The organism is Caulobacter sp. X (assembly GCF_002742635.1).
In the GTDB taxonomy this organism is placed as follows: Bacteria; Pseudomonadota; Alphaproteobacteria; order Caulobacterales; family Caulobacteraceae; genus Caulobacter.
The window spans coordinates 1,717,531-1,743,825 of record NZ_PEGF01000001.1; the positions used below are offsets into that span (position 1 = coordinate 1,717,531).

Sequence of the window (26,295 nt, forward strand, 5' to 3'; positions counted from 1 at the left end):
GAGAGAGGGAGGGGCCCGCGCCGCAGGCGTGGGAGGGTGAGTGGGGCGAGGCCCGTGAGTTATCGCAGAGTCTAATCCCGTGAGCTCGGGGGGCCGGCCCGGGCCCTTACCACTCACCCTCCCAAGCTTCGCTTGGGCCCCTCCCTCTCTCAAAGAGAGAGGGATTTTGCGCTCACTTCCCCTCGAACACCGCCGCGCGTTTCCCCACGAAGGCCGCACGCGCCTCGGCGTGATCGGCCGAAGCCGCCAGGGCCGGGATCTCGGCCGCCGTACTCGTCACCCCCGACGCCACGCGCTTGGTCGCCGCTACCGCCAGCGGCGCGCGCGAGGCGATGACCCGCGCCATGTCGAGCGCCGCGTCCAGCAACTCCGCCGCCGGCCACACCTCGGCCGCCACCCCGTCCGCCAGGGCCCGCGCGGCGTCGAACGGCGCGCCGGTCAGCAGGTGGGGTTTGGCGCGGCTCTCGCCGATCAGCTTCACCAGGCGCTCGGCCGAGGCGGTCAGGCCCATACGCACCGCCGAGCAGGCGAAGCTGGCGCGGTCGCTGGCCAGGCGGATGTCGGCGGCCAAGGCCAGCTCCAGCCCGCCGCCGATGCACCAGCCGTCGATCGCCGCGATCACCGGGACGCGGCAGGCGGCGATGCGGTCGCACATCTCCAGGAAGTGCAGGATCGCCGCCGTCTGGGCCGGGACGTCGCGGGTCATCGACTCGGCCAGGTCGTCGCCGGTGCAGAAGGCGCCGTTGCGGCCCGTCAGCACCACCGCCCGGATGGCCGGATCGGCCTCGATCGCGGCGAAGGCGTCTAGCAGCCGCGCGCGCTCGGAGAGAGCCAAGACGTTGGCCGGCGCGACATCCAGCTCGACGAGGGCGATCGAAGGTTCGGGATGGGACAGATGGATCATCGGCGGCCACCGTGGCCCGCTCCGCCGCCCGTCGCAACCTTTCCGCCGCGGCGCCCGGGCGATGATGTTGCGGCGCACAAGATTCTACTTGCCAGTTTCAAACATCTGTCTCAGCGTAGGGATCTTCTGGAACGATTTTTGCGTCCGGAAGCCAAAAATGACCCGAAGGGGAGGTGTTTTTAGCGCCTTTACCGCCCGGGCGCGCAGCCGAGTTTGGCCTTCGAGCGTTGTTGCACCGCGATAAAGGGTTGCAGCGCAGAAGGAATGGGGAGTGAGATGACGACCGCGACAATCGACAAGCCCGTCCTGAAGGACCTGTACGAGATCGGCGAGATCCCGCCGGCCTTCCACGTGCCGAAGACCATGTACGCCTGGAGCATCCGCAAGGAGCGCCACGGCAAGCCCTCGACCGCCATGCAGGTCGAGGTGGTCCCGGTCTGGGAGATCGGCGAGGACGAGGTGCTGGTCCTCGTGATGGCCGCCGGCGTCAACTACAACGGCGTCTGGGCCGCGCTGGGCGAGCCGATCAGCCCGCTGGACGGCCACAAGCAGCCCTACCATATCGCCGGGTCCGACGCCTCGGGCATCGTCTGGAAGGTCGGCGCCAAGGTGAAGCGCTGGAAGCCCGGCGACGAGGTCGTCATCCACTGCAATCAGGACGACGGCGACGACGAGGAGTGCAACGGCGGCGACCCGATGTTCTCGCCCAGCCAGCGCATCTGGGGCTACGAGACGCCGGACGGCAGCTTCGCCCAGTTCTGCCGGGTGCAGTCGCGCCAGCTGCTGCCGCGCCCCAAGCACCTGACCTGGGAAGAGAGCGCCTGCTACACCCTGACGCTCGCCACCGCCTACCGCATGCTGTTCGGCCACAAGCCGCACGAGTTGAAGCCCGGCCAGAACGTGCTGGTCTGGGGCGCGTCCGGGGGCCTGGGCGTCTTCGCCACCCAGCTGGCCGCCGTCGCCGGCGCCAACGCCATCGGCGTGGTCTCCAGCGAGGACAAGCGCGAGTTCGTGCTGTCGATGGGCGCCAAGGCGGTGCTGAACCGCAACGACTTCAACTGCTGGGGTCAGCTGCCCAAGGTCAACGGCCCCGAGTTCAACGACTACATGAAGGAAAGCCGCAAGTTCGGTAAGGCGATCTGGCAGATCACCGGCAATCGCGACGTCGACATGGTGTTCGAGCACCCGGGCGAGCAGACGTTCCCGGTGTCGGTGTTCCTGGTCAAGCGCGGCGGCATGGTCGTGATCTGCGCCGGCACCAGCGGCTTCAACCTGACCATGGACGCCCGCTTCCTGTGGATGCGCCAGAAGCGCGTCCAGGGCAGCCACTTCGCCAACCTGATGCAGGCCAGCGCCGCCAACCAGCTGGTCGTCGACCGCCGCGTCGATCCGTGCCTGTCGGAGGTCTTCCCCTGGGACCAGATCCCGGCCGCCCACGAGAAGATGCTGGCCAACAAGCACCTGCCCGGCAACATGGCCGTGCTGGTCTGCGCCCAGCGCCCCGGCCTGCGCACGGTCGAGGAAGTGCAGGAGCTGAGCGACGGGCTGTAGCGCGGGCTTCCCTTTGAACGGCTGAGACGTCTCGGCCGTTCAGACCGCCAAGACCATGCGAGGCAGCATTCTTCCGGGAATGGATCGCGACGGCGATTGGCCGACCGTTGTGAGGCCGAGCCTTTGGTAGATGCCCTCCGCATTGGGATCGGCGTCCAAGCCAATGGTCTGAAGACCGCGCGCGCGGCATTCGTCCAGCAGTGCGCCCATCAGCGCAGCGCCCAGACCTCGCCCCTGAAAGTCGGGGTCAACCATGAAGTCCTCGACCTCGCCGCTCAGCCCTTTGCTGGCGAGGGCGATCATGCCGACAATCTCGCCAACGCACTCGGCGACCCAGATCGTCCAGGCGTTCATCTTCTCGGGCGTAAGTGTCAGTTCGGCTCGACACATCGCCATGAAGGCTTCGTCGTATCCCCAAGAGGCCTTGGCGGTCATGGCCAACCGCGTCAGCCGATCGGCCTCCTCGGGTCGAGCCAGGCGTATCTTAGCGCTCGGGGCTGAGTTCTCGCTGGTCACCGTCGTCGCTCAGGCATGATGGAGGCCCACAGCGCGGTGGTCATGCCAACCACCGTGATCACGAACATGCCGCCAATGGCTGTCGTCAACGACCGGTCGCGCGGGGTGAGCAGCGCGAGAGATTTCATCGCCTCGTCCAGATGACCGAAAAACGACATCCAGAACATCGCGCACGAAAATCCCCAGGCCGCACAGAGCAATGGGGTTGCTCTCGTCTTCAGGGCGGTCAAGCCGCCAGCCACCAGCATGGACGCGGAGATATAGTCCACGAGCCAAAAGGGCCACCACTCCCAGTGACCCCAATTTCGCACGACCTCCAGCACCGCGAGAGACAAGCCGAAAGCCAAGGCGAGCCATGACGAAATTGTCCGCAACACCCCTCCCCGCATGGCAATCCGCTGCGAGTTTAAGGTCCTGGCGCGTGCGCTGACAACGCCGCGTCAATGCAAGTCCTGACCGCCCCGCGCGCCTTTTACCAAATACTCAACTCCGACTGGCATGTTCGGTCCGTCTCACCGCGAGGCTCATAGGGGGCGCATCGCGACGCGGGACGGGGGACTGAACCATGCCAATCTCCATCGAGACCCTGATCGCCATCGCCAACGCCGGCGGCGGCTTCGAGATCGACGCACTCATCTACCCGCCGGAGCAACTGATCGGCTTCATCGGCAAGATGGACACGACCGCGGTGCTGCGGATCCGCAATGCGGCCGCCTGGGACCCGAAATACCTGGTCAGCGTGGCCCAGACGGCTTCGCCTGGAGTGGTCGAATACGTCTTCTAGAAATTCCGCTCGCTTGACCGGCATAGGGTCGCGCCCGCGCGTTTGAGCGCGACCCTGTATCTGCCAGGGGGCGATCAAACAGGACGCTAGAGCCTATAATCGCCCGCGCGCGCCGCCCTTGAGGCGGTCGAGCTTCCGCGCAGGCGGTTCTTGAGGCTGGCTTTCCGACGCCGCGAACGGGGCCGGAAACCCGTTCGAAGGCCGCGCCGCCTTCGGCTTCGGGCTCATGGCGGCGATCTTGCGGGCGTGGGCGGCGAAGTCGCCGCAGGCCTTGGCCCGCTCGCGGGCGCGCTTGATCAGGTCGGGATCGTCGCTGGTCGCGATCGTCTCCCAGGCGGCGTCGAGGGCGGCCATCAGCTTGGCTTGCAGGCGGTCGCACCAGGTTTGGGCTTGGACTTGGGTCATGACCCGAGTTTGGGGTCGCTCCAGACCCCCGTGCGTAAGAAACCTGTATTTTCCATCAAGCCTCTGAATACAAGACGCTTTTCCTCAAAAACCACGAGCGTTGAGCCCCCTTCCCCGCCCACCCTGTGGATAAATTTTCGCGTTCCGCCAATTGCCAGCGGTCGCGTCCGACCTCACAGTCGCTTCTGGTCCATGAGGCCCGGCCTTCGGGGGAAGGTCGCGGGGAGCGTAAAATGAGCTGGGGCGGAAGGGTCGCTTTGACGGCCGTGGGTCTGGTGTTGGGGGTGGCGGCCGTGGTCGCCGTCCGCACCGCGACGTTCAAGGCGCCGGCCCAGGCCGATCCGGCCTCGGTCCGTCTGGCCGCCGCGCGGCCCGTCGACGTGGCCAAGGCCGCCGACCATTTGGCGCAGGCCGTCCGCTTCCAGACCGTCAGCCACCAGGATCGCGCCGAGGACCAGCCGGCCGAGTGGGACAAGCTGCACGCCTGGCTGCAGGCGACCTATCCCGAGGCGCACAAGGTCATGACCCGCGAGGTCATCGCCGACCACACCCTGGTCTACACCTGGACCGGCTCGAACCCCGCCCTGCCCCCGATCGTGCTGATGGCCCACCAGGACGTGGTGCCGGTCACGCCGGGCAGCGAGGGCCAGTGGAAGCACGCGCCGTTCGACGGCGTGATCGCCGAGGGCGCCGTCTGGGGCCGGGGCTCGATCGACGACAAAGGCTCGCTGGTCACCCTGTTCGAGGCCCTCGACGCGGTGGCGGCCAGCGGCTTCAAGCCTCTGCGCACCGTGATCGTGGTCAGCGGCCACGACGAAGAGGTGCGCGGCGTCGGCGCCCGCGCCGCCGCGGCCCTGCTGAAGTCGCGCGGGGTCAAGGCCCAGTTCGTGCTGGACGAAGGCATGGCCGTCGTCGCCGACCACCCGGTCACCGGCAAGCCCGCGGCCATCATCGGCACGGCCGAGAAGGGCTATGCGACGATGAAGGTCGTCGCCCCGGCCGCCGGCGGCCACTCCTCGGCCCCGCCCAAGGACGGCGGCGGCGTCGTGACCCTGGCCCGCGCGGTGCAGGCGATCCACGACAACGGCTTCCCGATGAAGTTCCAGGGGCCGGGCGCGGACATGCTGAAGGCGATCTCCCCGCACGCCTCGCCGGTGGTGAAGATCTTCGCGGCCAACACCTGGCTGTTCTCGCCGCTGCTGGTGGCGGTGACGGCCAAGACGCCCGCCGGCGCGGCCATGCTGCACACCACGATCGCGCCGACCATGCTGAAGGGCTCGCCCAAGGAGAACGTCCTGCCGCAGGACGCCACGGCCTGGATCAACTACCGCATCGCCCCCGGCGACACCTCGGCCACCGTGATGGCCAGGGCCAAGGACGCCGTCGGCGGCCTGCCGGTGGAGCTGTCCTGGACCAAGACCCCGGACGAGCCCTCGGCCGTGTCCTCGACCGACTCCGAGGCCTGGAAGACCCTCGCGGGCCTGGCCGGCGACGAGAGCGAGGCGCCGGTCGTGCCGGGCCTGGTCACCGCCGGCACCGACAGCCGCTACATGGGCGGGGTCGCCGACGACGTCTACCGCTTCCAGCCGCTGGTGCTGACGGTCGACGAGACCAAGATCATCCACGGCACCAACGAGCACCTGACCCTGGCCAATGTCGAGCGGATGGTCCGGTTTTACCAGCGTCTGGTCGAGACCGCCGCGTCCCGCTGAGTTCCAAGCGTCAGCACGATTGTCGCATTGATCCGCGATAAGACCTTCTTCCCCTGGACCCCGCCGATGCCCGCCGACGACGCCCAGATCCTGACCCGCACGGCCAAGCTTCCCGACCGGTTCGGCGAAGGCTTCGTCCGCGACGCCTGGTACGTGGCCTGCCTGTCGCCCGACCTGAAGCCCGGCAAGACCGCCAAGCACGAGTTCCTCGGCGAGCCCGTCCTGATGGGCCGCACCCGCAAGGGCGAGGCCTATGCGATCGGCGACCTGTGCCCGCACCGCGCCGCCGCCCTCTCGGCCGGCCGCGTGCATCGCGAGGCCGACGGGAGCGACAGCATCGAGTGCCCCTATCACGGCTGGCGCTTCGGTTCGGACGGCGCCTGCAAGGCGATCCCGTCCTTGACCGCCGACAGCGAGTTCGACATCTCCAAGGTGCGCGTGGCGCGCTATCCGGTGGTCGAGAGCCAAGGCCTGGTGTGGATCTGGATGGCCTCGGACCCACGCCGCGCGACCTCGCCGCCCGAACCGCCCCCGACCATCCCCGGCGTCGTGGGCGGCAAGCCCAAGCTGGTCGACCGCCTGGACTACGACGTCCATGTCGACCACGCGGTGCTGGGCCTGATCGACCCGGCGCACGGGCCTTACGTCCACCAGCAGTGGTGGTGGCGGACCAAGGCCAGCCAGCACGAGAAGAAGAAGACCTTCCGCCCGTCCGAGGCCGGCTTCACCATGGTGCGGCACGAGCCGTCCAAGAACTCCAAGGCCTACGCCATCCTGGGCGGCGAGCCGCTGACCGAGATCACCTTCCGCCTGCCGGCCCTGCGCTGGGAGCATGTGACGGTGGGCAAGCGCCAGGTGCTGGCCCTGTCGGCCATGACCCCGATCAACGCCGGCAAGACCCGGATGAGCCAGATCATCTGGTCCGACCACTGGGCCTTCGTCGCGCTCTATCCCATCATCCGGATCGCGGCCCGGGCCTTCCTGCGCCAGGACGGCAAGATCGTCGACTGCCAGACGCCGGGGCTGAAGCACAATCCGCCGCTGATGTGGGTGGGCGACGCCGACGCCCAGGCCCGCTGGTACCACCAGTGCAAGCGCGAATGGGCTGGGAGCCGGCTGGAGGGCCGTCCGTTCCGCAACCCGGTCAAGGAACAGACGCTGCGCTGGCGGACGTGAGGGTGCTGAGATGGCGATCGTAGTGTTGATCCTTGCGGTAATCGCTTGGCTGTTCCTACAAGCAGCAAGGGCGGATGCGGGAGTTGGCTATCGCTCGCGCGGCTCCCTTCGCTACCAACGTCGGAAAGCGAACAGGCTCGGGCTCGATCCAAACGAGACAAATGTTTTTAGCCATGCACCGGCTTACGAACCACTAGCGCCAGTCGGTCATTCCCATGTCCGGGATCTGGCCTTTGCGCTCGCACAAATCCTGGCGCTGTTGGTCCTAGGTTTCCTTGGTCTCGTTGCGATCGGAGCGCTCAAGCTCCCCGTCGGCTTGTTTTTGGTTTGGATCGCCACTGTCACCTTGGCACTGCGCGCAATAGGGCAGCTTCGAAGTAAGGGATGGCGGTTAAGCCGAGAGGCTCGATGTCCTCCACAAGCACAATCTACTTGCTTGGACGCTCGCGCAGATCATTGATCATGCCCGCGAAAAAGCCCGCCCGGCATGGGGGCCGGACGGGCTCTCTCCTCGGAACGCGCCTTGAGGGACGGGTTCGGTCGCGCCCCGAAAACTCTGAACTCTAGAACCCGTTAGGCGCGGTAGACGTAGGCGCTGGAGACGTAGCCGACGCCGACGCCGTCCTGGCCGACCAGGATCCACTTGCCGTCGCCCGTGCGGCCCAGGGCCTGGAAGGTTTCGCCCGAGCTCACCGCGCCGACGCGGGGCGCGCGGGTGGTGGCGGCGGCGCGCAGGTTCAGGGTCGAGCGGGCGACGTACTTGTGGCCCATCTTGACCAGCGGCTCGGCCTCGACGTTCCGGGCGTAGCGATAGCCGCCCGACTTGTAGACGCCGCCGACCGCCTGCTCGGCCCGGGTCTTCTGCATGTCGCAGCCGATCGCCGAACCGGCGCCCGCGCCGACCACGGCGCCGATGGCCGTGCCGGTCCCGCGATCGCCGTGGCCAGCGATCTGGTTGCCGGCCAGGCCGCCGATCAGGCCGCCGATCAGAGCGCCGACCTCCTGCTTGCCGCCCGAGGCCTTGCAGCCGACGACGCCGGCGCTGGCTTGCGGGGCGACGCTCAGGCTCAGGGCCGCCGCGGCGGCGCCCAGGGTCAGGGTGATGGTCTTGGTCTGCTTGAAAGCCATTTGGCCAAACATGAGAGAACTCCTTCGTCCCTTGGAATGTGTCCGGGGTCATCAACCCCGTGAGACAGACCATGACAGGGTGAAGCTGAACGGCGTCGGGGACCCGACTGACAGAGTTCGTTCATGTTGAGCGTCGATATCGCGACACGCGCGAAACGAGCGTTTCTTGACGATACCCTTGACAGGTGCATTGGGCGAGCGCCTCATCTTCTGGACGCGGCGAGGCGCCCGGGCCTGTAGGGGGCGAACATGCGTAGGATCGGTCTGACCGCGACGGCCATCGCCGTCGTGCTGGGCGGCGGCGGCGCGTACCTGGCCAAGGAAGCCGTTTCCAAGCCCACGGCCAAGCCGCTACTGGCGGCCGCGACCGTGACGCCCGTGCCCTTGCCGACGGGACCGGACTACCCCGCGCCGCCGGCGGTCATCAACGGCTGGATCGCCGCGGGCGACACCACCGCCATCCGCGGCCACGCCTGGAGCCTGTGGCAAGCCATGGCCACGCCGTCGGGCCAGTTCTTCAACGGCCAGCAACTGCCGATCTGGGAGACCTGGGCGACCTCGGACGACGTCTTCCCGGGCACGCCGGCCGCCCTGAAGGCCGCCCTGCGACCGCGCGCCGCCACCCTGGCCGCGCGCCTGGCCCAGCCGCGCGCGCTTCGCCATTTCCGGGTCCCGCACCAGTTCCACCACGGGCTCTCGACCAAGGCCGCCCTGCCCTTCGGCAACGCCGCCGTCACCGCCTTCAACAAGTTCAGCCCGGCCGCGGCGACCTTCATCGACGCGCCGCAACCAGGTCCAGGCGGCGGAACCTACAGCTACGCCAGCGCCGCCGGCCTGGCGAAGCTGAACGCCTCCTGGCCCGCCGGCACGACGCCGGAAGCTCGCGGGATCAACGAATTCCCGGTCGAGGGCGTCGAGCTGAAGCCGGTGTTCAGCACGGTCAAGGCGACCGGCCTGACGATCCAGCCGCTCTGGCAAGGTCCGGCCGCCTCCACCAACCCGAACAACCCCACGCCCGACACCTGGACGACCTGCGTGCTGGTGGCCCCGACGGGTGTCGGCGCGGTGCGTCCGGCGACCCGGGCCGAGATCGCCTCGGCCGGTCCGGCCGGCGCGTGCAAGACCTTCCTGTACGCGCCGCTCTCGACCTTCTACGCCGTGCGGCTCAGCGCGGCCGAGGCCAAGGAGTTCGCGACCTCGACCGGCAGGGCCGTGGCCGAGGGCGATTTCGCCGTGCTTCAGGCCATGCACGTCAGCACCAAGGAAATCCCGTTCTGGACCTGGCAGACCTTCTGGTGGCAGCCCGGCGCCGACACCCCGAACGGCTTCCCCGGCAGCAAGCAGAACCAGCCCGCCAGCCTGGGCGCGCCCTGGAACAACTACGCCGCCTGCGCGGCCTACAGCCAGACCACGACGGTCGACGGCTCGACCATGCAGGTCTGCTTCAACCCCTATCTCGAGACCTCGTCCGGCATCCCCGCCGGCCTGACCTCGAACTGCATGAGCTGCCATGGCGTGGCGGTCGTGGGCGGCAAGGCGCCCTATCCGCCGAACTACAACAAGCCGATCGCCTTCTTCACCGACCCGGCCTACTTCACGACCCGCACCACCCACACGGACTTCTCCTGGGCGGTCGCGAACGCGCAGTAGGGGTCGAAACGGTATTCAACACGGCGGGTAAGCCAAGGAACTTGCCTTCCTGGGCACGGGGCCCAGGAAGGCGGGTCTTGAGATCGATCTGTCCTCGGGCCGGCTTCATCACGAATACCCTCGCTGCCGCTACGCCCCCAGGGCGTACGGCCCGCTCTTCTCCAGCGCGGCCTTCCAAGCCGGACGGGCGTGCATCTTCCCGATCCAGGCGGCCAGGTTCGGATAGTCGGCCAGCTTGCCCATGGCTTTCGCCACCTCGGGCACGAAGCTCATCTGGATGTCGGCGCCGGTCAGGCTGTCGCCGACGAAGAAGTCCCGTCCCGCCAGGCTCTGGTCGACGAAGGCCAGGTGGTTGGCGATCTCGGACTGGATGCGCGGATGCAGCGGCGCGCCGGCCTCGCCCAGACGGCCGACATACATGTTCAGCAGCAACGGCAGCATGGCCGAGCCCTCGGCGTAGTGCAGCCACTGCTGATAGACGTCGTAGTCGGCGCTCTTCATGTCCGGCGCCAGGCGGCCGCCGCCGTGACGGCGGATCACATAGTCGATGATCGCCCCGGACTCGATGATCACCCGTCCGTCGTCCTCGATCACTGGCGACTTGCCTAGGGAATGGACCGCGGTCAGCGAGGCGGGCGCCAGGCGCGTCTGGGGATCGCGGGTATGCTGGACGATCTCGTAGGGCAGGCCCAGCTCCTCCAAGAGCCACAGGATGCGCTGCGAGCGCGACTCGTTGAGGTGGTGGACCTTGAGCATCGGACTCCCCGTTTTGTGATCGTTATGCTGCAGCGCGGCATTGCTCGCAGATGCGAAATGCGCCACGGTGAAAGAAAACAATTGTTTGGCGCAAAACATCTGTTTGGCCAAGGGGAGCAAGCCATGACCACGACCCTCGCGCGCGATAACGCCGAAAACCCCGTTCTTCCCGGCCTGATCGGCCTGCTGCGCGAGGCCGCCGACGCGGCGGGGCTGTTCGTGGCCGAAGCCAAGCCCGCCGTTCTCGCCCACATCGCGCCGGAAGGCGGGAAGGTCGACCGCAAGCTGGCGGACGTCCACCAGCACCGCGTCCACGGCTATGGCTGGTACGCCTCATATGCCGAGCTCCTGAACCAGGTCGCCGGCTGGGCCGAGCGGCTGGAGGCCGAGGGGCGGTTCGGCGAGATCGAGGCCCTGCTGGCCCAGCTGCTGTTCTCCGAATATTGCGCCCAGCTGGTCGGCGGCGTGCCGATGAACCAGGGCGAGATCGTCCGCCCGGCCCATCTGGTCGAGGACCGCGCGGTGCTGAACCGGCTCTATTCCAACGGCCTGATGAAGCTGATGGTCGAGGGCGGGACCCAGGCCGTGAAGAGCCGGATCGCCCAGCGCCTGGCGGAGGCGCGCGGCCGCCCGACGCTGGAAAACACCGGCCTAGACGAAACCTTCGAGATGATCCGCGACCAGTTCCACGCCTTCGCCGAGGAAAAGGTCACGCCTCACGCCCACGAATGGCACCTGAAGGACGAGCTGATCCCGATCGAGCTCGTTCAGGAACTGGGCGAACTGGGCGTCTTCGGCCTGACCATTCCCGAGGAATACGGCGGCAGCGGCATGGGCAAGACCGCCATGTGCGTGGTCTCCGAGGAGCTGTCGCGGGCCTGGATCGGCGTCGGCTCGCTGGCCACCCGTTCCGAGATCGCCGGCGAGCTGATCCTGACCGGCGGGACCGAAGAGCAGAAGCAGTACTGGCTGCCCAAGATCGCCAGCGCCGAGATTCTGCCGACCGCCGTCTTCACCGAGCCGAACACCGGCTCGGACCTCGGATCCCTGCGCACCCGCGCCGAGCTGAAGGGCGACCACTATGTGGTGACCGGGAACAAGACCTGGATCACCCACGCCGCCCGCGCCGACGTCATGACCCTGCTGGTCCGCACCGAGGCGGGCACCACCGACTATCGCGGCCTCTCCATGCTGCTGGCCCCCAAGCCGCGCGGAACCGACGAGGCCCCCTTCCCCGCTGAAGGCATGACCGGCGGCGAGATCGGGGTGATCGGCTATCGCGGCATGAAGGAATATGAACTGGGCTTCGACGGCTTCACCGTCCCGGCCGGGAACCTGCTGGGCGGCGTCCCAGGCCAGGGCTTCAAGCAGCTGATGGCGACGTTCGAGAGCGCCCGCATCCAGACCGCCGCCCGCGCGGTCGGCGTCGCCCAGGCGGCGCTTGAGGTCGGCCTTGGCTACGCGCTGGACCGCAAGCAGTTCGGCCAGGCGATCTTCGAGTTCCCGCGCGTGGCCAACAAGCTGGCGATGATGGCGGCCGAGATCATGGGCGTGCGCCAGCTGACCTATTTCGCCGCCCGCCAGAAGGACGAGGGCAAGCGCTGCGACCTCGAGGCCGGCATGGCCAAGCTGATCGCCGCCCGCGTCGCCTGGGCCGCCGCCGACAACGCCCTGCAGATCCACGGCGGCAACGGCTTCGCCATGGAGTACGCCGCCAGCCGCCTGCTGGCCGACGCGCGGATCCTCAACATCTTCGAGGGCGCCGGCGAGATCCAGGCCCAGGTGATCGCGCGGCGGCTGCTGGACGGGGGGAACTAGGACACCCCGGACAAGCTCCCTCTCTCTTTGAGAGAGGGTTGGGGTGAGAGGTTGCGAGACATGACGGCGTGCCGGCGCATCGGTCACCGCTGCCGCCACTCACCCTCCCACCGCTGCGCGGCGGGCCCCTCCCTCTCTCAAAGAGAGAGGGATCATGTCCGCGCCCCTTGTCCGCCGCCGGAGCATCAGCATAGCCTCGCGCCCTGATCTCAGAGGCTTTCCCCCATGCTGACCACGACCCGCCGCTCCGCCCTCGTCTCGGCCCTCGCGACGACGGGCCTGGCGGCGCTTGGGAGCCGCGCCTGGTCCCAGGAGACCGGCGCCGTCGGCGCGGCGGTGGACCAGTTCGCCCAGGACGTGATGGCCGCCTTCCCCGACCAGCCGGGGCTCGGGATCACGGTGGTCGAGAACGGCAGGGTCACCCTGGCCAAGGGCTATGGCGTCAAGACGCTGGGAACCCAGGACCGCTGCGACGAGAACACCGTCTTCGGCATCGCCTCGAACACCAAGGCCATGACAGCAGCCCTGATCGGCATGCTCGTCGAGGAAGGGCGCCTGGCCTGGGACGATCCGGTCACCAAGCACCTGCCGGCCTTCCAGATGAGCGATCCGATCGTCACCAAGCTGATGACGGTCCGCGACCTCCTGGTCCACCGCAGCGGCCTGACCCTGGGCGCGGGCGACCTCATGATCTGGCCTGCGCCGACCCACACCCGGGCCGAGATCGTGGCGGGCCTCAAGTACCTGCCGATCGGCGGTCAGTTCCGGGGCGGCTACGCCTACGACAACGTCCTCTACGTCGCCGCCGGGGCGGTGATCGAGGCGGTCAGCGGCATGAGCTGGGAGGAGATGATCAAGACCCGGATCTTCGATCCGCTGGGCATGACCAGCACGGTCTCCAGCCCAGCCCTGGTCGACAGGTCCCGCCGGGCCTCGCCGCACGCGCGCCTGGGCCCGCCGACGCGGGGCCTGGGCCCCCAGAAGGCGCTGCCCTTCGATAACAGCTTCGACGCCGCCGCGCCGGCGGGCGGCGTGAACTCGACGCCCAAGGACATCGCGCGCTGGATGCAGGCGCAGCTGAGCCTGGGCATGACGCCTGAAGGCAAGCGCCTCTGGAGCGCCCCCACCGCCCGCGAGATGTGGAAGCCTCACACGATCACCACCTGGTCGGACGGTCCGATCGACGAGAACCCCGTCCGCCCGTCGATCCAGGCCTATGGCCTGGGCTGGTTCGTCCAGGATCACCGCGGCGAGCGCCTGCTGTGGCACACCGGGGGCCTCGCGGGCTTCATCTCCTACACGGGCCTGCTGCCCGGCCGGAAATCGGGGATCATGGTCATGACCAACGCCGAGGAGGCGCCCGTGTTGCGGTCGCTGCGCTTTGGCGGCCCCGACCGGCTGCAAGGCCGGAGCGACTACGACTGGATCGCCTCCAGCAAGCGAGTCCAGGCCGAAAACGAGACCCAGCTGCTGAAGGACCTGGCCAAGGCCACCACGCCGACCAGCGGCGGCGCCAAGCCCAGCCTGCCGCTGGAGGCCTATGCCGGCGTCTATCGCGACCCCTGGTACGGCGCGGTGACGATCAGCGTGATCGGGAAGGGTAAGGCCAAAGGCCTCCACGTCTCGTTCGACAAGACCCCCGCCCTGCGCGGCAAGCTTGAGCCGTTCGACGGCGAGGTCTTCAAGACGGTCTTCGACGACCGCACCCAGGAGGACGCCTTCTTCACCTTCGACCTGAAGGACGGGCGCGTGGCGTCGGCCCTGGTCAAGGCGGTCTCGCCGTTGGCCGACTTCAGCTACGACTACCAGGACCTGCGGCTGAGCAAGGTGTCTTAAGGGCCCGAACGGCGAACCTATTTCGGCCTTGGAGCGCCCCCTCCGTCACGCCGCCTATCGGCGCCGCGCCACCTCCCCCGCAAGCGGGGCAGGAGGGGAGCAGCTTCCTCCTCACCCGTGAAACGGGGGAGGTGGCGGGATGCGGATACGCATCACGACGGAGGGGGCGCTTCTATCAACGCTCCCTTCAGCGCGGCTTCCAGCCCTCGGCGATCAGGGCGATCTGCTTGTCCATCACCGAAGACATCTGGTCGGCGGGCAGGCGCCCGCCGGCGGCGGCGGCCATGCGGTAGTTCCAGGCGTAGGCGGCCTTCAGCGTGTCGGCGATCAGCAAGAGGTCGAGGTCTTCGCGCACCTCGCCCCTCTGGACGCCGTCGCGCAGCACGTCGAGCAGCATCTGGGTCAGGCGGGGATTGCGCCCGAACGGCGCGACTTCGGGGTCGTTGCTGGGATTATACGAGGCGGCGATGTGGGCCAGGAACAGCTTCACCCGCCGCGTCTCGAACTCGTAGTGGATGGCGAAGATCGAGCACAGCCGGTCGGCCGTGCTGCCCCGCAGGACCGGGATCACCCGGTCGAACTCGGCATAGAGCTCGCTGAGCCTGTGGTTCATCACATGGCTCAGCACCTCCGCCTTGGAGGCGAAGGTTGTGAACACGCTGCCGACCGAGACCCCCGCCCGCTCCGCGATGGCGCGGATGGTGGTCTCGTCGTACCCGATCTCGTTGAACAGGTCGCGCGCCGCGTCGAGAACCTTCTCGCGCGTCGCGGCCTTCTGCTCGTTCCTTACGCCCACGCACGTCCCCCTCGAACACGCCAGCGTCATGATTGACTTCAAACACGGCCCCGTCCCCCCCGGAACGGGATCGCCATTCGTTAGGCGCGAGCGCCCGCGAAGATGATCTTCAGTTGATCGGAGAACCGCGCCAGCAAAGCCTCGACCGACCAGCCGTCGTAAATCGCACGACGATAGTTGGCGAGATACACGTCCCAGACGATCTCCGCCAACAGTTTAGTATCGGCGTCGGCCTTCAACTGCTTCTGGTCGACACCGCGCTGCAGCGCCTCGCCAATCAGGCGGAAGATATGCTTGAGATCCGTCCGGGCGCGACTCTCGGCGGCCTCGGAGTGGGTCCACGAGACCGCGATGCTGGCGCGCAGCAGCGGCAGCTGCTCGACATGGAAGCTGTAGGCGACGCCGAACAGGCCCATCAGCGCCTCATCGATCGTCTTGGCGTTGCGGGCGGCCTGGGTCATCTGGGCGTAGATGACCTCGTAGTCGGCGGTCAGGATCTCCTCGAACAGCTCCGACTTGTCGGCGAAGCTGGCGAAGACCGCGCCGGTCGACATGCCGGCGGCCTGGGCGATGTCCCGGATGGTCGCGCCTTCATAGCCGCGCTCGCTGAACAGGCGGCGGGCGGCGGCGAGGACGCGCTCGCGGGTGCGCTGCTTGGCCAGGGCCCGGCGGGTCAGTTTCACCGGGGTCTCGGCCCCCTGGTCGATATTGACGGATACGAAGCTCATGCGGCGGCCTCCAGGCGGGCGAGAGCGGCTTCGGCCCGCTTCTCGAACTCGGTGCAATACTCATCGACGACGTTCTGAAGGACGTCGGCGTAACGGCGAGCCAGCTGGCGGCCGTCCTGCGCGGCGTCGCGCAGATCGGTGATCAGTTGGCGGACTTCGGCCAGGGCCTCTTCGCGCTCGAACGCGGAAGGCTCGACCATGTCCACAGAGCAGGCGCTCTGAGCCATGCGGCTATCTCCTACCCCCGCTGGGGTCATTGAAAGGCGTTGAACGATCCGCGGTGGGGAGTTGATCATGTTCAACGAACGCAGACTACTAAATAGGACGCGCGGGCCTTAACGCCAGCAGGACGGGTTTGCAACCGCGAAATCCGGCGAAAATGCGTAAGTGAACGCGCTCAACCTTGATATGTGAACGCTACCATAGCGTCACTGCGACATTTTGCCCGTCGAACGAGTTCGCCGAACAAACTCAACGGAGACGGGTTTCGCCGATCGACCGCCGCTATGGCGCGCCGGCGCGTGAGCCCTTATCCTAGGGCCATGTCCCATCTGTTCGACTTCCTCGTCCCGGCCGCCCTTCTGGCGGTGCTGATCGCCCTGGGCGCGGGCCTTTACGCCCTGTTTCGCGGCGGCGACTTCGGGCGTTCCTATTCCAACAAGCTGATGCGGTTGCGGGTGCTCCTGCAATTCATCGCCATCATCGTCCTGGTCGCCGCCGCCTTCTGGTGGCGGAAGGGCGCTTGAAGGCTCGCTCGCTAGATAACGCCACTCAGGGAACGAGAGTCCGCGACGGATGGTCACGCTGAATCGCATCTATACGCGCACGGGCGACGCCGGCTCGACGCGACTGGCGACCGGGGCGCCGGTGAGCAAGGCCTCGCAACGGGTCGAGGCCTATGGCGGGGTGGACGAGACCAACGCCGCGATCGGCCAGGCGCGACAGCATACCGCAGGCGATCCCGTGCTCGACGCGATCCTGGAGCGCGTCCAGAATGACCTCTTCGACCTGGGCGCGGATCTCGCCACGCCCGAGCAGCACGGCAAGCCGGAATGGGAGCCGCTGCGCATCCTGGACAGCCAGGTCGAACGGCTGGAGCGCGAGATCGATCTCCTGAACGCCGAGCTTGAGCCGCTGACCTCGTTCGTACTGCCGGCCGGTTCGCCGGCGGCTGCGGCCCTGCACGTGGCGCGCACCGTCTGCCGGCGCGCCGAACGCGGCTGCGTGGCGCTGATGACCGTCGAGGGCGAGATCGTCGGCGCGCCGGCCATCAAGTACCTGAACCGCCTGTCGGACTTGCTGTTCGTCGCCGCCCGCTGGGCCAACGACAAGGGCAAGGCCGACGTGCTGTGGAAGCCCGGCGCGACGCGGTAGCGCGGGTTCGGACTACTTTTTCTGCGGCTGAGCGGCCTGAGCGGCCGGCGCTTCAGGCGCCAGCTTCGGCTCGCCATTGATCGGCGGCACGTTGGTCGGGCGGCGGGTCAGGGTCTCGATCGGATAGACCGTGGCGCACTTCATCCACTTGCCAGCCCAGGCGCCGCCGCGCTCTTCGCAGCGCTGCTTCGGCCACACCCACAGGCCGTGATAGGCCAGGACGCCGGCGCTGGAGAGCAGGAACAGGCCCAGGAAGATGTACTTCAGGCGGGTGAAGGTCTTGTTCATGGCCGGCCCCTTAGCGCCTTTCCGTCCTTAAGGGAATTGGGAGCGCGCTCGCCCACGCGCGCGAGCCCCCGCAATCCCTACGACCGTTTGAACCCGCGCGCAGATAACGCATTACGCTTACGCCAAGGGAAACTTGCATTGCGGCGCACAAGCGCTAAGTCGATTGGCAAGCAGGAGAAAACGCAAAACCTGGAGGCGGTGAAAACCGATGAAGGTCCTAGTCCCGGTCAAGCGGGTGATCGACTACAACGTGAAGGCCCGCGTTAAGGCGGATCAGACGGGTGTCGACCTCGCCAACGTCAAGATGTCGATGAATCCGTTCTGCGAGATCGCGGTCGAAGAAGCCGTGCGTCTCAAGGAAAAAGGCGTGGCGACCGAGGTCGTCATCGTCAGCATCGGCCCCGCCCAAGCTCAGGAAACGATCCGCACGGCGCTCGCCATGGGCGGCGATCGCGGCATCCTGATCACCTCGGACGCCGACCTCGAGCCCCTGGCCGTGGCCAAGCTGCTGGCCGCCGTGGTCGCCGAGGAAAACCCGAACCTGGTCGTCATGGGCAAGCAGGCGATCGACGGCGACAACAACGCCGTCGGCCAGATGCTGTCGGCCCTGCTGGGCTGGCCGCAAGCCACCTACGCCTCGGCGCTGGAAGTCTCGGGCTCGACCGCCAAGGTCACCCGCGAAGTCGACGGCGGCCTGCAGACGCTGGACGTCGACCTGCCGGCCGTGATCACCGCCGACCTACGCCTGAACGAGCCGCGCTATGCGTCTCTGCCCAACATCATGAAGGCCAAGAAGAAGGAGATCGCCACCAAGGCGGTCGCCGACTACGGCGTCGATGTCGCGCCGCGCCTGAAGGTCCTGAAGGTCACCGAGCCGCCGAAGCGTTCGGCGGGCGTCAAGGTCGAGACGGCCGCTGACCTCGTGTCCAAGCTCAACACCGCGGGGGTGCTGTAATGGCTGTTCTCGTCATCGCCGATAACGACAACGCGCACCTGCGTGACGCGACCCACAAGACCGTGACCGCCGCCCAGAAGATCTCGGGCGACGTGGACGTGCTGGTCCTGGGCAAGGGCGCCAAGGCCGTGGCCGACGCCGCCGCCAAGATCGCCGGCGTCCGCAAGGTGCTGCTGGCCGAGTCCGACGCCCTGGGTCACGGGATCGCCGAAGCCCAGGCCGACGCCGTCCTGGCGCTGGCCGGCAATTACGACGCGATCCTGGTTCCGGCCACCTCGGGCGGCAAGAACTTCGCCCCGCGCGTCGCCGCCAAGCTGGACGTCGCCCCGATCTCGGACATCGTCGAGGTCGTCAGCGCCGACACCTTCACGCGCCCGATCTACGCCGGCAACGCCCTGGAGACGATCCAGTCCAGCGACGCCAAGAAGGTCATCACCGTCCGTCCGACCGCCTTCGCGGCGGCGGCGGAAGGCGGCTCGGCCTCGGTGGAAAGCGTCGCTGGCGCCGACGCCGGCAAGACCCGCTTCGTCAGCGAAGAGATGGTCAAGTCCGACCGTCCGGAACTGGCCGCGGCCAAGATCGTCGTCTCGGGCGGTCGCGCCATGGGCTCGGCCGAAGAGTTCCAGCGCGTGATCGAGCCCCTGGCCGACAAGCTGGGCGCCGCGGTCGGCGCCTCGCGCGCCGCGGTCGACGCCGGCTACGCCCCGAACGACTATCAGGTCGGCCAGACGGGCAAGGTCGTCGCCCCGCAGCTCTATGTCGCCATCGGCATTTCGGGCGCGATCCAGCACCTGGCCGGCATGAAGGACTCCAAGGTGATCGTCGCGATCAACAAGGACGCCGACGCGCCGATCTTCCAGGTCGCCGACTACGGCCTGGTCGCCGACTACAAGACGGCCGTGCCGGAGCTGATGGACGCCCTGTCCGCCGCCGGCAAGTAAGGCTCTTCCCTTCTCCCCTTGCGGGAGAAGGAGAAAACATGAAAGGCCCGGAGGCGACTCCGGGCCTTTTTTCGTGCGCCAGTCATGGGCTAGCGGACGGTGACGACCGGCTTGGCCCAAGCCGCTTGCGGGTCGGACAGGCTGGGCGAATGGCTCGCGGCGCCGGTGGCGATGGCGAGCAGCAGCGCGCCCGCGATCAGCAGGGTCTTCATGGCGTGATCCTCTATCGGTCTGAAGCGGTGGGGAGCGGCGTCGCGAGGAGGAACATGCCGCTTCCACGCCCGCTTTGCGAACGATGGTATCTGTGCGAACTTGTAAGCCAGACTAACAACCTTGAGCGCGCCGATGCGCCTTCCGCCCTTCTCGTCCCTGGTCGCCCTGGAGGCCGCCGCCCGCCACAAGAGCTATAGCCGCGCGGCTGAGGAGCTGTTCGTGACCCACGGCGCGGTCAGCCAGCAGGTCCGCAAGCTGGAGGACGAGCTGGGAGTCCAGCTATTCGCCCGACGCGGCAACCAGATGGAGCCGACGCCCACGGGCGCGGCCCTGGCCGAGCAGGTCCGCCAGGCCATCAACACGCTCAGGCATGGCGTCGAGGACGCCCGCCGCGCCGGCAGCGGGCCGATCGTGATCTCCACGGGCGGGGCCTTCGCCGCCAGCTGGCTGACGCCCCGGTTGGCCCGCCTCGCCGCCGAGACCGGGGAGCTGGACCTCACCATCCGGGTGGAGGACCGGGTCGCCAACCTCTCCACCGACGGCGTCGACATCGCCCTGCGCTACGGCGTCGGTCCCTGGCCCGGCGTGGAAAGCGCCCGGCTGATCGACGAGCGCACCTTCCCGGTCTGCAGCCCCGAGACCCTCGCCCGCTATCCGATCGAGAAGCCCGAGGACCTGCTGGCCGCGCCGCTGCTGCGGCATACCGACATGCCGTGGTCGACGTGGTTCCGCGCCATGGGGATAGAGGCGCCCGAACTGCCGCCAGGCCTGACCTTCGACGCTTCGACCATGCTGCTGGACGCCGCCGCCCAAGGGATGGGTTTCGCCCTGGCGCGCGCCGGCTACGCCCAACGCAACCTCGAGGACGGCCGCCTGGTCCGCCCCCTGCCGGGCGAGGTCGATGTCGAGACCGGCCACAACTTCGTCTGGCGCGCCGAGAATCCCAAGCTGCCGCGGATCTTGAAGCTGCGGGACTGGTTCCTGGCGGCGACCGAGGGCGAGCGGCGAAGCTAGGGCGAACGGCGGCGGATTTGCCCCGACGGCGAAAATCCATCATATCCCGCCGCCTCATGTCCCCCACCGCAAAGACCCTCCGTGACGTCCGGTCCATGGCCGAGGCCGGCCTGACCTCGTCCGACCGCCTCCCCGCTCTGGAGGCGGTGGCGGCGCGCTATGCGGTGGCGATTACCCCCGCCATGGCCGAGCTGATCGACCCGGCCGATCCGCACGACCCCATCGCCCGACAGTTCGTGCCCGCGCCCGAGGAGCTGATCGCCAGCCCCGGCGAAGACGGCGACCCGATCGGCGATTCCATCCACAGCCCTGTGGATGGAATCGTCCATCGCTATCCCGACCGCGTGCTGCTGAAGCCCACCCACACCTGCGCGGTCTATTGCCGGTTCTGCTTCCGTCGCGAGATGGTCGGACCCGAGGGCTTGTCGAACCTGACGCCGGCCCAGCTGGACGCGGCCTTCGCCTATATCGCCGGCCGGCCCGGGATCTGGGAGGTGATCGTCACCGGCGGCGATCCGTTCGTGCTGTCGCCCCGGCGCCTGGCCAAGCTGATCGACCGGATGGAGGCGATCGACCACGTCAAGGTCGTGCGCTTCCACACCCGCGTCCCGGCCGTCGATCCGACCGCCGTCACGGATGAGTTGGTCGCCGCGCTGAAGCGCTCGACCAAGGCCGTCTATGTCGCCCTGCACGCCAACCACGCCCGCGAGCTGACCCCGGCCGCCCGCGCCGCCTGCGCTCGGCTGGTCGACGCCGGGATCGCCATGGTCAGCCAGACCGTGCTGCTGAAGGGCGTCAACGACGATCCGGCGACCCTGGCGGCGCTGATGCGCGCCTTCGTCGAGACGCGGATCAAGCCCTACTACCTGCACCATGGCGATCTCGCCCCCGGCACCGCCCACCTGCGCACCACGATCGCGGAAGGCCAGGCGATCATGCGCGCCTTGCGCGGGACGCTCTCGGGCCTGGCCCAGCCGACTTATGTGCTCGACATCCCCGGCGGCCACGGCAAGGCGCCGGTCGGTCCCGCCTACCTCGGCGAGGGCCAGGTAGAGGACCCGAATGGCCGCCGACACGCCTATCCGCCGGCCGCCGACTGAGGCGAATGGACGCCCTTCGGTTGCGACGCAGCAAAGCCTTGGCGGCGTCGTGGTTTCTCGTGCTAGAAAAGTCGGCATAGTCGAAGGCGTGGGCGCGACAGCCCGCCGCGATATCGAGCGAAGGCTTGGCGTTCATGAGTGAAATCAAGACGGTCGGCGTGATCGGCGCCGGCCAGATGGGGGCGGGCATCGCGCATGTCGTCGCTCTGGCCGGTTACGGGGTGAAGCTGCACGACGTTTCGCGCGAGCGGATCGACGCCGGCCTCGCCGTCATCGAGAAGAACATGGCCCGCCAGGTGGGCCGTGGGATCATCGACGACGCCGCCATGAAGGCGGCCCTGGCCCGCATCTCGCCCGCCGAAGGGCTGGAGGCCGTCGGCGCCACGGACCTCGCCATCGAGGCCGCCACCGAGAACGAGGAGATCAAGAAGTCGATCTTCCGCAGCCTGCAGCCGCACCTGAAGCCCGACACGCTGCTGGCCTCGAACACCTCGTCGATCTCGATCACGCGCCTGGCCTCGGCGACCGACCGGCCCGAGCGCTTCATCGGCCTGCACTTCATGAACCCCGTGCCGTTGATGAAGCTGGTGGAGATCATCCGCGGCATCGCCACCGACGTCCCGACCTACGAGACGGCCGTGGCTTTCGCCAAGTCGCTGGGCAAGATCACCAGCAACGCCGAGGACTTCCCCGCCTTCATCGTCAACCGCGTGCTGGTGCCGATGATCAACGAGGCGATCTACACGCTTTACGAGGGGGTCGGCACGGTCGACGCCATCGACACGGCGATGAAGCTGGGCGCCAACCATCCGATGGGCCCGCTGGAGCTGGGCGACTTCATCGGCCTGGACACCGTGCTCAGCATCATGAACGTGCTGCACGAGGGTCTGGCCGACAGCAAGTACCGCCCCTGCCCGCTGCTGGTGAAGTACGTCGAGGCCGGCTGGCTGGGCAAGAAGACCGGTCGCGGCTTCTACGACTATCGCGGCGAGACCCCGGTCCCCACGCGCTAGCCGCCTAGGCGCCATCAAGGACGCGCTTCAAAGAAGAGCGGAACCGTCGCGAATTCACCAATTCAAGACCGTCCCGCTCTCCCGAAGCTGGCGGGATGGGGTCCCGACAGCCTGGTCGCCTCAGCTCTGGCGGAGAGCCGGCGACCTTCTCCGCGGCTCGCCAATTTTCCCCACCGGCGCGCCCCGAAAGCCCGCTCCTTCTCGCGCGCCAAGGCCAGGTTGTCATTGACCAGAGATCCACGTTCTCTTGCCTTGCCGTCCTCTGACGCGGCCCTTTGCAAACGTTTCCCGTTAAACGTGAAATGACCGACTCTGCGCGTCGCGACCTCTGGATCCTGGACGCCCGCGAGCGCGCGGACGCGGCTCAGCAGTATCGCGAAGCCTGCGCCCATCTGTTCGATGTCACCCTGCTGACGCCGGACGAGGCCTTTTACAATCGGATGGAGGGCTACAACCTGGCCGGCGTGGTCCTGGCGCGCTGCTCGGGCGTGCCGCAGCGCTACGAGCGCAGGCTGTCGCACATCGCCGCCGACGTGTCGGACTCGGTCATGGCCGTGCTGGAGCTGGAGTCCGGAGGCTGGCGCGGCGACTATGACGGCCGCGCCGCCAGCAGCGAGATGGGCGCGATCCGCCTGATCGACATGGCTCGCCCCTTCGACATGGTCACCGAGGCCTATGAGACGGCGCACCTGATCCTGTCGCGCGCGGCGCTGGAGCCCCAGACGGCCGACCTCGACTTCCACGGCTGCGTGGTCAGCGAGGACAGCCCCAGCGGCCGCCTGCTGGGCTCGCACATCCGGGCGACCTGGGCCGGCGCGGCGGCGATGTCGGCGACCGACCTGACCCTGGCCGGCAAGGCCGCGGCGGCGCTCGTCAGCGCGGTGATCCTGGCCCATGGCGCGCCCGCCGGCGACGACGTCCGGCCCGTGGAGAAGATGCTGCTGGCCTCGGCGCAGCGGTTCGTGATCCAGAACCTTTCCGATCCGGATCTGTCGCCGGAGACGGTCCGCGACCACCTAGGGGTGTCGCGCAGCCTGCTCTACAAGGTGTTCGAACCCATCGGCGGGGTCAGCGCCTTCATCCAGGCGCGGCGCCTGGACCAGGCCTTCGACGAAATCACCGGCGACCAGGCCAACCAGCAGACCCTGGGCGAGATCGGCTATCGCGTCGGCTTCCGCTCCGACGCCCATTTCAGCCGCGCCTTCCGCGCCCGCTTCGGCATGACCCCCGGCCGGTTGCGGACCCTGGGCGAGCCGGCGCGGCGCGAGGGCCTCTCGGCGATCGAGCGGCCCGACGACGTGTTCGACTGGCTGCGGGGGCTGCTCTAGCCCGCGCCCAACTCCTAGCCCGCTCCGAGCGCCACGGCGACGTGGTAGGTGATGAACGAGGCCAGATAGGCCAGCGACACCATGTAGACGAACATGACGGTCGGCCAGGTCCAGCCGTTGGTCTCGCGCTTGACCACGCCCAGGGTCGCCGCGCACTGCGGGGCGAAGACGTACCAGGCCAGGAACGACAGGGCCGTGGCCAGCGACCACTTGGTGGCCAGGACGCCGCCCAGGGTCGTGGCCGCCGCGTCGGCGTCGCCGCCCACCGCATAGACCGTGCCCAGCGCCGCCACGGCGACCTCGCGGGCCGCGAAGCCGGGGATCAGGGCGACGGTCATCTGCCAGTTGAAGCCGATGGGCGCCATCAGCGGGGCGATGAAGTGACCGATGCGGCCGGCGAAGCTGTAGTCGATGGCCGGCCCCGTCGCGCCCTCGGGCGGATAGGGGAAGGTCGACAGCACCCACACCGCCACCATCAGCGGCAGGATGATGCGGCCGGCGCGGCTGAGGAAGATCCGCACCCGGGTCCACAGATTGGTCAGCAGGTTGCGGGGCTCCGGCCAGCGATAGGTCGGCAGCTCCATCATGAAAGGCTCGACCGCGCCGCGCCAGAACACGCGCCGGATCACGAACGAGACCGCCAGGGCCGAGACGATGCCGCCGGCGTAGAGGCCGAACATGACGAGCCCCTGCAGCGACAGCACGCCCCAAACGGTCTGGTGCGGCACGAAGGCGCCGATGATCAGGGTGTAGACGGGGATGCGCGCCGAGCAGGTCATCAGCGGGGCGACCAGGATCGTGGTCAGCCGGTCCTCGCGGTTGTCGATCACGCGGGTGGCCATGATGCCGGGGATCGCGCAGGCGAAGCTGGACAGCAGCGGGATGAAGGCCCGCCCATGCAGGCCGGCGCCCCCCATGATCTTATCCATCAGGAAGGCCGCGCGGGCCATGTAGCCGCTGTCCTCCAACATCAGGATGAAGAAGAACAGGATCAGGATCTGCGGCAGGAAGACCAGCACGCTGCCGACGCCGGCGATCAGGCCGTCGGCGATGAAGCTGGTCAGCAGGCCATGCGGCAGATGGGCGTTGGTCCACTCGACCAGAGCCGCGAAGGCGCCGTCGATGCCGTCCATGACCGGGGTGGCCCAGGTGAACACCGCCTGGAACATCACGAACAGCAAGGTCAGCAGGATCAGCAGACCCGCCACCGGATGCAGCAGCACGCCGTCGATCTTGCCGGTCACCGTGTCGGGCCGCTCGGGCGGCTTCACGCAGGCCTTGAAGATGCGCTGGGCCTCGGCGTGGGCGGCGCGGATCTCGGCGGCGGACGGCTCGCGCCAGACGCTGTCGGCGTGAGGCTTCTGGGCGGCGACCAGGCCCTCGACCTGCGCGAGTAGATCGGGCAGGCCGCGCTTGCGGGTCGCCACGGTCGTGACGATCGGCGCGCCCAGCTCCTGCGACAGGCGCTCGAGGTCGATCCGCAGGCCTTGGCGCTGGGCGATGTCGAACATGTTGAGGGCCAGCACGAACGGGCGGCCGACCTGCTTGAGCTCCAGCACCAAGCGCAGGACGAGCCGCAGGTTGGTGGCGTCGGCGACGCAGATCAGCGCCTCGGGCGCGGCCTCGCCGGCCAGCTTGCCCAGGACGGCGTCGCGGGTGACGGCCTCGTCCGGGCTGCGGGCGCGCAGGGAATAGGTGCCGGGCAGGTCGAGCACGCGCATCTGGCGGCCGCTGGGGGCTGTCAGCACGCCTTCCTTCCGCTCGACGGTGACGCCAGCGTAGTTGGCGACCTTCTGGCGGCTGCCGGTCAGGGCGTTGAACAACGCGGTCTTGCCGGAATTGGGATTGCCGACCAGGGCGACCCGAGCGGGCTCCAGCGGGGCGATCTTGAGAGTGGTGTCGGTAACGGTGGCGGCGACGCTGGTGTCGGAGGTCAAGGTCTTAGCGTCCGTCGAACTTCACCGAGACGGCGCCCGCCTCGCGCCGACGCAAGGCCACGCGGGTGTCGTCGACGCGGACCGCGATGGGGTCGCGACCGAACAGGCCCTGGTGCAGCACCTCGATCGTCGCGCCCTCGACGAAACCCATCTCCAGCAGGCGCCGCTCCAGTTCCTCGGCGGCCACGGCCTCGGCCGCGCCGGAGACGCCCGTGACCTTGACGATCACGCCGCGATCACCCGGACCGGCCACGGCCAGGGGGCGGACGCCGGCCGGATCCCCAGTGGGATCGACGGCGACAGGCTCGAATTCTGGGGACAGGACGAACGCTTCGGACATAACCGCTCCGATAAGATTGCGAACGATTATCA

Annotated in this window: 28 protein-coding genes and 1 pseudogene; 15 read left to right on the forward strand and 14 right to left on the reverse strand. The window is 68.2% G+C overall.

Annotation, left to right across the window (positions count from 1 at the left end; genetic code table 11):
- Positions 1–172 precede the first annotated feature (172 nt).
- Positions 173–904 (reverse strand): enoyl-CoA hydratase/isomerase family protein, encoded by a 732-nt coding sequence (locus CSW60_RS07905; protein ID WP_099536736.1) that lies wholly within the window; start codon positions 902–904, stop codon positions 173–175.
- Positions 905–1,180: 276 nt separating this feature from the next.
- On the opposite strand from CSW60_RS07905, the gene ccrA reads away from it, so the two are divergent.
- Complete coding sequence (gene ccrA, locus CSW60_RS07910; RefSeq protein WP_099536737.1) at positions 1,181–2,455, forward strand: crotonyl-CoA carboxylase/reductase; 1,275 nt, start codon at positions 1,181–1,183, stop codon at positions 2,453–2,455.
- A gap of 39 nt (positions 2,456–2,494) precedes the next feature.
- Here ccrA and CSW60_RS07915 read toward each other — a convergent pair whose 3' ends face one another.
- Together CSW60_RS07915 and CSW60_RS07920 are read right to left on the reverse strand one after the other, a co-directional pair.
- Positions 2,495–2,971, reverse strand: a complete 477-nt coding sequence (locus CSW60_RS07915; RefSeq protein WP_099536739.1) for a GNAT family N-acetyltransferase — start codon at positions 2,969–2,971, stop codon at positions 2,495–2,497.
- Entirely contained in the window at positions 2,968–3,201 is a 234-nt protein-coding gene (locus CSW60_RS07920) for a hypothetical protein (RefSeq protein WP_143324135.1), read from the reverse strand. The genes CSW60_RS07915 and CSW60_RS07920 overlap by 4 nt, the downstream gene beginning before the upstream one ends.
- Positions 3,202–3,536: 335 nt before the next feature.
- Here CSW60_RS07920 and CSW60_RS07925 point away from each other — a divergent pair, with 335 nt between their 5' ends.
- Positions 3,537–3,755, forward strand: coding sequence for a hypothetical protein (locus tag CSW60_RS07925; RefSeq protein WP_099536743.1), 219 nt, complete (start codon positions 3,537–3,539; stop codon positions 3,753–3,755).
- A gap of 93 nt (positions 3,756–3,848) precedes the next feature.
- Here CSW60_RS07925 and CSW60_RS07930 read toward each other — a convergent pair whose 3' ends face one another.
- Positions 3,849–4,160, reverse strand: coding sequence for a hypothetical protein (locus CSW60_RS07930; protein WP_099536744.1), 312 nt, complete (start codon positions 4,158–4,160; stop codon positions 3,849–3,851).
- A 233-nt stretch (positions 4,161–4,393) separates the two neighbouring features.
- Between CSW60_RS07930 and CSW60_RS07935 the strand changes: the two genes are divergently transcribed.
- Together CSW60_RS07935 and CSW60_RS07940 are read left to right on the forward strand one after the other, a co-directional pair.
- Complete coding sequence (locus CSW60_RS07935) at positions 4,394–5,872, forward strand: M20 family peptidase (RefSeq protein ID WP_099536746.1); 1,479 nt, start codon at positions 4,394–4,396, stop codon at positions 5,870–5,872.
- 66 nt (positions 5,873–5,938) lie between these two features.
- A complete protein-coding gene (locus CSW60_RS07940; RefSeq protein ID WP_099537607.1) occupies positions 5,939–7,048 on the forward strand; it encodes an aromatic ring-hydroxylating dioxygenase subunit alpha in 1,110 nt (369 codons plus the stop codon).
- Positions 7,049–7,621: 573 nt separating this feature from the next.
- Here CSW60_RS07940 and CSW60_RS07945 read toward each other — a convergent pair.
- A complete protein-coding gene (locus tag CSW60_RS07945) occupies positions 7,622–8,188 on the reverse strand; it encodes an SH3 domain-containing protein (protein ID WP_099536748.1) in 567 nt (188 codons plus the stop codon).
- Between the two features lie 237 nt (positions 8,189–8,425).
- Between CSW60_RS07945 and CSW60_RS07950 the strand changes: the two genes are divergently transcribed.
- Positions 8,426–9,826 (forward strand): hypothetical protein, encoded by a 1,401-nt coding sequence (locus tag CSW60_RS07950; RefSeq protein ID WP_099536750.1) that lies wholly within the window; start codon positions 8,426–8,428, stop codon positions 9,824–9,826.
- 129 nt (positions 9,827–9,955) lie between these two features.
- On the opposite strand, the gene CSW60_RS07955 is transcribed toward CSW60_RS07950, so the two are convergent.
- A complete protein-coding gene (locus tag CSW60_RS07955; protein ID WP_099536751.1) occupies positions 9,956–10,582 on the reverse strand; it encodes a glutathione S-transferase family protein in 627 nt (208 codons plus the stop codon).
- Between the two features lie 123 nt (positions 10,583–10,705).
- On the opposite strand from CSW60_RS07955, the gene CSW60_RS07960 reads away from it, so the two are divergent.
- Both CSW60_RS07960 and CSW60_RS07965 read left to right on the forward strand, forming a co-directional pair.
- Positions 10,706–12,400 (forward strand): acyl-CoA dehydrogenase family protein, encoded by a 1,695-nt coding sequence (locus tag CSW60_RS07960; protein WP_099536752.1) that lies wholly within the window; start codon positions 10,706–10,708, stop codon positions 12,398–12,400.
- 225 nt (positions 12,401–12,625) lie between these two features.
- Positions 12,626–14,236, forward strand: a complete 1,611-nt coding sequence (locus CSW60_RS07965) for a serine hydrolase (RefSeq protein WP_099536754.1) — start codon at positions 12,626–12,628, stop codon at positions 14,234–14,236.
- 54 nt (positions 14,237–14,290) lie between these two features.
- On the opposite strand, the pseudogene CSW60_RS23075 reads toward CSW60_RS07965, so the two are convergent.
- From CSW60_RS23075 to CSW60_RS07980, 4 genes and pseudogenes are all read right to left on the reverse strand, one after another.
- Positions 14,291–14,408: pseudogene (locus CSW60_RS23075) on the reverse strand (hypothetical protein); the annotation flags it as partial.
- Positions 14,409–14,423: 15 nt separating this feature from the next.
- Positions 14,424–15,032 carry a TetR/AcrR family transcriptional regulator gene (locus CSW60_RS07970; RefSeq protein ID WP_099536755.1) on the reverse strand — a complete coding sequence of 203 codons (609 nt, stop codon included), beginning with the start codon at positions 15,030–15,032 and terminating at the stop codon, positions 14,424–14,426.
- A gap of 80 nt (positions 15,033–15,112) precedes the next feature.
- Positions 15,113–15,760 (reverse strand): TetR/AcrR family transcriptional regulator, encoded by a 648-nt coding sequence (locus CSW60_RS07975; protein WP_099536756.1) that lies wholly within the window; start codon positions 15,758–15,760, stop codon positions 15,113–15,115.
- Positions 15,757–15,960, reverse strand: a complete 204-nt coding sequence (locus CSW60_RS07980; protein ID WP_197426864.1) for a hypothetical protein — start codon at positions 15,958–15,960, stop codon at positions 15,757–15,759. The genes CSW60_RS07975 and CSW60_RS07980 overlap by 4 nt, the downstream gene beginning before the upstream one ends.
- 342 nt (positions 15,961–16,302) lie before the next feature.
- Between CSW60_RS07980 and CSW60_RS07985 the strand changes: the two genes are divergently transcribed.
- The gene (locus CSW60_RS07985) at positions 16,303–16,506 is read left to right on the forward strand and encodes a twin transmembrane helix small protein (RefSeq protein ID WP_082769664.1); all 204 of its coding nucleotides are present in this window, start codon (positions 16,303–16,305) and stop codon (positions 16,504–16,506) included.
- A gap of 49 nt (positions 16,507–16,555) precedes the next feature.
- Positions 16,556–17,134, forward strand: coding sequence for a cob(I)yrinic acid a,c-diamide adenosyltransferase (locus CSW60_RS07990; RefSeq protein ID WP_066680094.1), 579 nt, complete (start codon positions 16,556–16,558; stop codon positions 17,132–17,134).
- A 12-nt stretch (positions 17,135–17,146) separates the two neighbouring features.
- Here the strand turns inward: CSW60_RS07990 and CSW60_RS07995 are convergent, their stop codons facing one another.
- A complete protein-coding gene (locus CSW60_RS07995) occupies positions 17,147–17,422 on the reverse strand; it encodes a hypothetical protein (protein WP_099536758.1) in 276 nt (91 codons plus the stop codon).
- A gap of 208 nt (positions 17,423–17,630) precedes the next feature.
- Between CSW60_RS07995 and CSW60_RS08000 the strand changes: the two genes are divergently transcribed.
- Entirely contained in the window at positions 17,631–18,377 is a 747-nt protein-coding gene (locus tag CSW60_RS08000) for an electron transfer flavoprotein subunit beta/FixA family protein (RefSeq protein WP_099536759.1), read from the forward strand.
- Positions 18,377–19,318: an electron transfer flavoprotein subunit alpha/FixB family protein gene (locus tag CSW60_RS08005; RefSeq protein ID WP_099536760.1), complete on the forward strand. Its 942-nt coding sequence runs from the start codon at positions 18,377–18,379 to the stop codon at positions 19,316–19,318. The genes CSW60_RS08000 and CSW60_RS08005 overlap by 1 nt, the downstream gene beginning before the upstream one ends.
- Before the next feature lie 89 nt (positions 19,319–19,407).
- On the opposite strand, the gene CSW60_RS24230 is transcribed toward CSW60_RS08005, so the two are convergent.
- Positions 19,408–19,530, reverse strand: coding sequence for a hypothetical protein (locus tag CSW60_RS24230; protein WP_255408997.1), 123 nt, complete (start codon positions 19,528–19,530; stop codon positions 19,408–19,410).
- A gap of 133 nt (positions 19,531–19,663) precedes the next feature.
- On the opposite strand from CSW60_RS24230, the gene gcvA reads away from it, so the two are divergent.
- From gcvA to CSW60_RS08025, 4 genes are all read left to right on the forward strand, one after another.
- Positions 19,664–20,545 carry a transcriptional regulator GcvA gene (gene gcvA / locus CSW60_RS08010; protein WP_099536761.1) on the forward strand — a complete coding sequence of 294 codons (882 nt, stop codon included), beginning with the start codon at positions 19,664–19,666 and terminating at the stop codon, positions 20,543–20,545.
- A 56-nt stretch (positions 20,546–20,601) separates the two neighbouring features.
- Positions 20,602–21,645, forward strand: a complete 1,044-nt coding sequence (locus CSW60_RS08015) for a lysine-2,3-aminomutase-like protein (RefSeq protein WP_099536762.1) — start codon at positions 20,602–20,604, stop codon at positions 21,643–21,645.
- A 134-nt stretch (positions 21,646–21,779) separates the two neighbouring features.
- The gene (locus tag CSW60_RS08020; RefSeq protein WP_099536763.1) at positions 21,780–22,658 is read left to right on the forward strand and encodes a 3-hydroxybutyryl-CoA dehydrogenase; all 879 of its coding nucleotides are present in this window, start codon (positions 21,780–21,782) and stop codon (positions 22,656–22,658) included.
- Positions 22,659–22,960: 302 nt separating this feature from the next.
- Positions 22,961–23,986 (forward strand): helix-turn-helix domain-containing protein, encoded by a 1,026-nt coding sequence (locus tag CSW60_RS08025; protein ID WP_099536764.1) that lies wholly within the window; start codon positions 22,961–22,963, stop codon positions 23,984–23,986.
- A gap of 14 nt (positions 23,987–24,000) precedes the next feature.
- Here CSW60_RS08025 and feoB read toward each other — a convergent pair whose 3' ends face one another.
- Together feoB and CSW60_RS08035 are read right to left on the reverse strand one after the other, a co-directional pair.
- A complete protein-coding gene (gene feoB / locus CSW60_RS08030; protein WP_099537608.1) occupies positions 24,001–25,872 on the reverse strand; it encodes a ferrous iron transport protein B in 1,872 nt (623 codons plus the stop codon).
- A gap of 55 nt (positions 25,873–25,927) precedes the next feature.
- Complete coding sequence (locus CSW60_RS08035; RefSeq protein WP_099536765.1) at positions 25,928–26,263, reverse strand: FeoA family protein; 336 nt, start codon at positions 26,261–26,263, stop codon at positions 25,928–25,930.
- Between the last annotated feature and the right edge of the window lie 32 nt (positions 26,264–26,295).

Coding starts and splice junctions, on each gene's coding strand:
- CSW60_RS07905 (WP_099536736.1), bottom strand. CDS start 904: ATGATCCATCTGTCCCATCCCGAACCTTCGATCGCCCTCGTCGAGCTG.
- ccrA (WP_099536737.1), top strand. CDS start 1,181: ATGACGACCGCGACAATCGACAAGCCCGTCCTGAAGGACCTGTACGAG.
- CSW60_RS07925 (WP_099536743.1), top strand. CDS start 3,537: ATGCCAATCTCCATCGAGACCCTGATCGCCATCGCCAACGCCGGCGGC.
- CSW60_RS07930 (WP_099536744.1), bottom strand. CDS start 4,160: ATGACCCAAGTCCAAGCCCAAACCTGGTGCGACCGCCTGCAAGCCAAG.
- CSW60_RS07935 (WP_099536746.1), top strand. CDS start 4,394: ATGAGCTGGGGCGGAAGGGTCGCTTTGACGGCCGTGGGTCTGGTGTTG.
- CSW60_RS07940 (WP_099537607.1), top strand. CDS start 5,939: ATGCCCGCCGACGACGCCCAGATCCTGACCCGCACGGCCAAGCTTCCC.
- CSW60_RS07945 (WP_099536748.1), bottom strand. CDS start 8,188: ATGTTTGGCCAAATGGCTTTCAAGCAGACCAAGACCATCACCCTGACC.
- CSW60_RS07950 (WP_099536750.1), top strand. CDS start 8,426: ATGCGTAGGATCGGTCTGACCGCGACGGCCATCGCCGTCGTGCTGGGC.
- CSW60_RS07955 (WP_099536751.1), bottom strand. CDS start 10,582: ATGCTCAAGGTCCACCACCTCAACGAGTCGCGCTCGCAGCGCATCCTG.
- CSW60_RS07960 (WP_099536752.1), top strand. CDS start 10,706: ATGACCACGACCCTCGCGCGCGATAACGCCGAAAACCCCGTTCTTCCC.
- CSW60_RS07965 (WP_099536754.1), top strand. CDS start 12,626: ATGCTGACCACGACCCGCCGCTCCGCCCTCGTCTCGGCCCTCGCGACG.
- CSW60_RS07975 (WP_099536756.1), bottom strand. CDS start 15,760: ATGAGCTTCGTATCCGTCAATATCGACCAGGGGGCCGAGACCCCGGTG.
- CSW60_RS07980 (WP_197426864.1), bottom strand. CDS start 15,960: ATGGTCGAGCCTTCCGCGTTCGAGCGCGAAGAGGCCCTGGCCGAAGTC.
- CSW60_RS07985 (WP_082769664.1), top strand. CDS start 16,303: ATGTCCCATCTGTTCGACTTCCTCGTCCCGGCCGCCCTTCTGGCGGTG.
- CSW60_RS07990 (WP_066680094.1), top strand. CDS start 16,556: ATGGTCACGCTGAATCGCATCTATACGCGCACGGGCGACGCCGGCTCG.
- CSW60_RS07995 (WP_099536758.1), bottom strand. CDS start 17,422: ATGAACAAGACCTTCACCCGCCTGAAGTACATCTTCCTGGGCCTGTTC.
- CSW60_RS08000 (WP_099536759.1), top strand. CDS start 17,631: ATGAAGGTCCTAGTCCCGGTCAAGCGGGTGATCGACTACAACGTGAAG.
- CSW60_RS08005 (WP_099536760.1), top strand. CDS start 18,377: ATGGCTGTTCTCGTCATCGCCGATAACGACAACGCGCACCTGCGTGAC.
- CSW60_RS24230 (WP_255408997.1), bottom strand. CDS start 19,530: ATGAAGACCCTGCTGATCGCGGGCGCGCTGCTGCTCGCCATCGCCACC.
- gcvA (WP_099536761.1), top strand. CDS start 19,664: ATGCGCCTTCCGCCCTTCTCGTCCCTGGTCGCCCTGGAGGCCGCCGCC.
- CSW60_RS08015 (WP_099536762.1), top strand. CDS start 20,602: ATGTCCCCCACCGCAAAGACCCTCCGTGACGTCCGGTCCATGGCCGAG.
- CSW60_RS08020 (WP_099536763.1), top strand. CDS start 21,780: ATGAGTGAAATCAAGACGGTCGGCGTGATCGGCGCCGGCCAGATGGGG.
- CSW60_RS08025 (WP_099536764.1), top strand. CDS start 22,961: ATGACCGACTCTGCGCGTCGCGACCTCTGGATCCTGGACGCCCGCGAG.
- CSW60_RS08035 (WP_099536765.1), bottom strand. CDS start 26,263: ATGTCCGAAGCGTTCGTCCTGTCCCCAGAATTCGAGCCTGTCGCCGTC.